4 protein-coding genes are annotated in these 4,851 nt (G+C 68.0%); 3 read left to right on the top strand and 1 reads right to left on the bottom strand.

Annotated elements, in window-relative coordinates; translation table 11 throughout:
* Together K8V84_RS11060 and K8V84_RS11055 are read left to right on the top strand one after the other, a co-directional pair.
* Positions 1-466: sensor histidine kinase (locus K8V84_RS11060; protein WP_369696622.1), on the top strand; the 466-nt coding region annotated here is incomplete at its 5' end.
* Positions 467-496: 30 nt separating this feature from the next.
* Entirely contained in the window at positions 497-1,168 is a 672-nt protein-coding gene (locus K8V84_RS11055; protein ID WP_304073880.1) for a response regulator transcription factor, read from the top strand.
* A 25-nt stretch (positions 1,169-1,193) separates the two neighbouring features.
* On the opposite strand, the gene K8V84_RS11050 is transcribed toward K8V84_RS11055, so the two are convergent.
* Complete coding sequence (locus tag K8V84_RS11050; RefSeq protein WP_304073878.1) at positions 1,194-2,141, bottom strand: nucleoside hydrolase; 948 nt, start codon at positions 2,139-2,141, stop codon at positions 1,194-1,196.
* A 126-nt stretch (positions 2,142-2,267) separates the two neighbouring features.
* Between K8V84_RS11050 and pcrA the strand changes: the two genes are divergently transcribed.
* Positions 2,268-4,595 carry a DNA helicase PcrA gene (gene pcrA, locus K8V84_RS11045; protein WP_304073877.1) on the top strand — a complete coding sequence of 776 codons (2,328 nt, stop codon included), beginning with the start codon at positions 2,268-2,270 and terminating at the stop codon, positions 4,593-4,595.
* The last annotated feature ends 256 nt before the right edge of the window (positions 4,596-4,851 follow it).

The following is a 4,851-nucleotide window of genomic DNA, read 5'->3' as shown; positions in this document are numbered from 1 at the left end:
GGTCCAACGACTGGCCCGCGTCCAGGAACGCGCCCTGCGCAGCTGGCTCTACCTGCGCCCCGCCGACGCCGAGACCACCGTCTCGCCCGCACTCGAACGCGTCGCCGCCGAGGTCGAGGAGGAACACGGCGTTCCCATCGAGGTGGTCTGCGTGGGCGACTGCCCCATGGACGACGGACTCACCGCCCAACTACGCGCCGCCCGCGAAGCCATGGTCAACGCCTCCAAGTACGCCGGCAGCGACGACATCTCCGTCTTCGGCGAGGTCGAGGAGAAGGAGGTCCTGGTGTTCGTCCGCGACCGCGGGGCCGGCTTCGACCTCGACGCCATCCCCGAGGACCGTATGGGCGTGCGCGGATCCATCCTCGGCCGCATGGAACGACACGGCGGTTCCGCGCGCATCCGCACCGAACCGGGCGAGGGCACCGAGGTCCAACTCCGGATGCCCCGCATCCTCGACCTGTGAGCGACTTGCGGGCGGGGTAAGGTTCTGGTTGTGGGAGAAGAGAGCACGACCTTCAGCGACGGAGACGCGATCCCCCGTGTCGTGATCGTGGACGACCACCGACTGTTCCGCAGTGGTGTGCGCGGCGAGCTCGGCGACGCGGTCGAGGTCATCGGAGAGGCCGGTGACGTCGACAGCGCCGTGCACGTGATCGGAGAGGTCCGGCCCGACCTGGTCCTCCTCGACGTGCACCTGCCGGGTGGCGGGGGAGTGGAGGTGCTCCGGCGCGTCCTCGCCAAGCACCCCCAGATCAGGTTCCTCGCCCTGTCGGTCTCCGACGCGGCCGAGGACGTCATCGGTGTGGTGCGCGGCGGCGCGCGCGGCTACGTCACCAAGACCATCTCCGGCAAGGACCTGGCCAACGCCATCGTCCGGGTCGCCGACGGTGACGCCGTGTTCTCACCGCGCCTGGCCGGTTTCGTGCTGGACGCCTTCTCCGCCACCGACGCGCCCCCGGTCGACCCCGAGCTGGACCGCCTCACCCAGCGCGAACGCGAGGTCCTGCGGCACATCGCCCGCGGCTACGCGTACAAGGAGGTCGCCAAGGAGCTCTTCATCTCCGTCAAGACGGTGGAGACCCACGTGTCCTCGGTGCTGCGCAAGCTCCAGTTGTCCAACCGGCACGAACTGAGCCGTTGGGCGACCGCCCGCCGCCTGGTCTGACCGACCCGCGGCGGGCGAGACCCGATCAGCGCAGTGAGTCCAGCATCCGGTCCAGGAACTCGTCTCCGGAGACCGACGTGATCACGCGGGTGACGCGACGCTCGTCCCGGCCCGGCCGCGGACGCCGGTCGGCCACGGTCATGCCGCGGGTCAGCGAACCGGTCAGCTCCACCCGGATCGGTGCCTCGAACGCCTCGGTGACCAGGTGCGGGTCGGCCAGCACGGCGGCCGCCAAGGGGTCGTGCATGGCGCACTGTCGCACCCCGAAGATCCCCTTGTAGAAGTCGGCGTAGAAGTCCAGGAACGCCGAGGTGCGCTCCGCCCGTTCCCCGGGCACCTCCTTGAGCCTGTCCAACCAGTCGGAGGTCGCCACCGTCTTCATGGTGATGTCCAGCGCCACCAGGTCCAGGTCGAACCCGGCGGCGAAGACCACCTCGGCCGCCTCGGGGTCGTTCACGATGTTCGCCTCCGCGTGCGAACCCACGTTCCCCGGCACCTCGACGGCACCGCCCATCACCACGAGTCGGCGCACCAGCTCGGGCAGCCTCGGTTCCAGACCGATCGCGATCGCCAGGTTGGTGAGCGGACCCACGGCCAGCACGTCCAGCTCACCAGGGTTCTCCCTGGCCAGTCGTACCAGCAGCTCGGCGGCGGACTCCGCCACCGGCTCACGCTCGGGTTCGGGGAGCTCCACGTCCCCCAGCCCGTTGTCGCCGTGGACGTGTTCGGCCAACCGCGGCTCCTGCACCAGCGGACGCCCGGCGCCCACCGCCACAGGTACGTCGGGGCGGCCGTACAGTGCCAACAGCCGCAGCGCGTTGCGCGCGGTCACCGTCACGGTGTTGTTGCCGAACACGGCGCCGACACCGAGGATCTCCACCTCAGGCCGCGCCGCCAGGTACGCGAGCGCGACGGCGTCGTCGATCCCCGGGTCGCAGTCGACGAACACACGCGTGGTCTTCCGGTCAGCCAAGACCGATCTCCCCCCGAAACAGACATGGGCCGGGTGGGAAAAGTACGCACCCGGTAGGAAACCAGACTAGGGCGAGTTCGATGGGGGTGGACCCGACCGTCACCGGTCGGTCGTAACCTGGAGAGCGTGTCCTCCCAAGAGCAGCTTCTCGAAGGTCTGAACGGTCCCCAGCGCGACGCCGTGACGCACTCCGGCTCTCCGCTCCTGATCGTCGCGGGCGCGGGCTCGGGCAAGACCCGTGTCCTCACCCACCGCATCGCCCATCTCATGGCCGAACGCGGGGTGCGCCCCGGGGAGATCCTCGCGATCACCTTCACCAACAAGGCCGCCGCCGAGATGAAGGAACGCATCGAGGCGCTCCTCGGTACCCGTGCGGCCAACACCATGTGGACGATGACCTTCCACTCGGCGTGCGTGCGCATCCTGCGTCGGGAGGCACACCGGCTCGGCTACCCGAGCAGTTTCACCATCTACGACGCGTCGGACGCGGCCAGGCTCATGCAGCTGGTCTGCAAGGAGATGGACCTGGACCCCAAGCGGTTCCCGCCCAAGTCCTTCAGCTTCCAGGTGTCCAACCTCAAGAACGAGCTCATCGACTACGACACCTTCGCGGAACAGGCCCAGAACGAGCAGGAGAAGAAGCTCGCCGAGGCCTACCGGCTGTACCAGCGTCGCCTCCACGAGGCCGGCGCCATGGACTTCGACGACCTCATCATGGTCACCGTCAACCTGTTCCAGATGTATCCGGACGTCGCCGAGTACTACCGGCGTCGCTTCCGGCACGTCATGGTCGACGAGTACCAGGACACCAACCACGCCCAGTACGTGTTCGTGCGCGAACTCGTGGGCGCGGCCGAGGACTCCGACACGACCGTCGTTCCGCCCGCCGAACTCTGCGTGGTGGGCGACGCCGACCAGTCCATCTACGCCTTCCGCGGCGCGACCATCCGCAACATCCTCGAATTCGAACGCGACTTCCCGAACGCGCGCACCATCCTGCTGGAACAGAACTACCGCTCCACCCAGAACATCCTGTCGGCCGCCAACACGGTCATCGACCGCAACGAGGGCAGGCCCGCCAAGAACCTGTGGTCCGAACAGGGCGAGGGGCCCCGGATCACCGGCTACGTCGCCGACAACGAACACGACGAGGCGGCGTACGTGGTCGGGGAGATCGACAGGCTCACCGACGAGGGCATCGTCAAGCCGAGCCAGGTCGCGGTGTTCTACCGGACCAACGCCCAGTCCCGTGTATTCGAGGACGTGTTCATCCGGACCGGCCTGCCGTACAAGATCGTCGGCGGGGTGCGCTTCTACGAGCGCAAGGAGATCCGGGACATCCTCGCCTACCTGCGGGTACTGGCCAATCCCGAGGACACCGTCAGCCTGCGCCGCATCCTCAACGTGCCCAAGCGCGGCATCGGCGCCCGTGCCGAGGAGTCCATCGAGCTGTTCGCGGCGCGTGAGCGCATCACCTTCTCCCAGGCGCTGCGCCGAGTGGGAGAGGCCCCCGGCGTCGCCACCCGTTCGGCCAACGCCATCCGCAACTTCACCGCGCTACTCGACGAACTCGCGGCAGGGGTGCCCGGAAGCACACCCGCGGAGATCGTCGAGACGGTGCTGGGCAAGACCGGATACCTGTCCGAACTCACCGAGTCCAAGGACATCCAGGACGAGAGCCGGGTGGAGAACCTGGAGGAGTTCGTCGACGTCGCCCGCGAGTTCGAGAACACCTTCGCGGCGCTGATCGAGGACGAGGCGCTGCTCGAAGGCCAGGAGAACCAGGGCATCGACCCGGGCGAACCCACCCTCGTGGACTTCCTCGAACGCGTCGCCCTGGTCGCCGACACCGACCAGATCCCGGACGAGGACGACGAGGGCGGTGTCGTCACCCTGATGACCCTGCACGCCGCCAAGGGGTTGGAGTTCCCCGCGGTCTTCCTCACCGGCATGGAGGACGGCGTCTTCCCGCACACCCGAACGTTGGGTGACAAGACCCAGCTGGAGGAGGAACGCCGCCTGGCGTACGTGGGCATCACCCGCGCCCAGGAACGGTTGTACGTCAGCCGGGCCGCGGTGCGCAGCGCCTGGGGAACGCCCTCCTACAACCCGGCGTCCCGCTTCCTCGACGAGATCCCCGCGGAGCTCGTGGACTGGAAGCGGGCCGAGTCCACCCTGGCCGCGCCGCCCAGCCGCAGCATCGGCGGCGGTCGTGGAGGCGGCTTCGGCGGGGGAAGCGGCTTCGGAAGCACCTTCGGCGGTGGCCGGAAGAAGACCGTGAAGGAAGCGCCCACGCTCAGCGTCGGCGACCTCGTCAACCACGACTCCTTCGGGATGGGGCGTGTCCAACTCGTCGACGGGGCGGGGGACAAGACCAAGGCCCGTATCGACTTCGGTGCCGACATCGGAGAGAAGGACTTCCTCGTCAAGTACGCGCCGATCGAGAAGCTGTGAGGGGTCGAGCCTCTCGACCCGGGGCGTGTAAGCCATGACACCGACGAGGTTTCCCGAACCTGTCACGAGCACTCACGCCCAGGGGTACAGTTGGTGAAGACCGAGCGAAACGAACGCGGGATCTCCGCGGGCGGGCCGGTCTCCACCTCTTCACGGCAGCCTGGTTCGAGCGGTGCTCGGAGCATGTAAACTCGAAGAGTCGCTTCAAAGGCCCAGCAAAAACGCAAAGCCAAAGAAGCAGAACGGGCTTTACCCC

Source organism: Nocardiopsis listeri, from assembly GCF_020741345.1.
Classification (GTDB): Bacteria; Actinomycetota; Actinomycetes; order Streptosporangiales; family Streptosporangiaceae; genus Nocardiopsis; species Nocardiopsis listeri_A.
The sequence above is the reverse complement of the archived record's forward strand: the minus strand, read 5'-3'. Positions and strand labels throughout refer to the sequence as shown.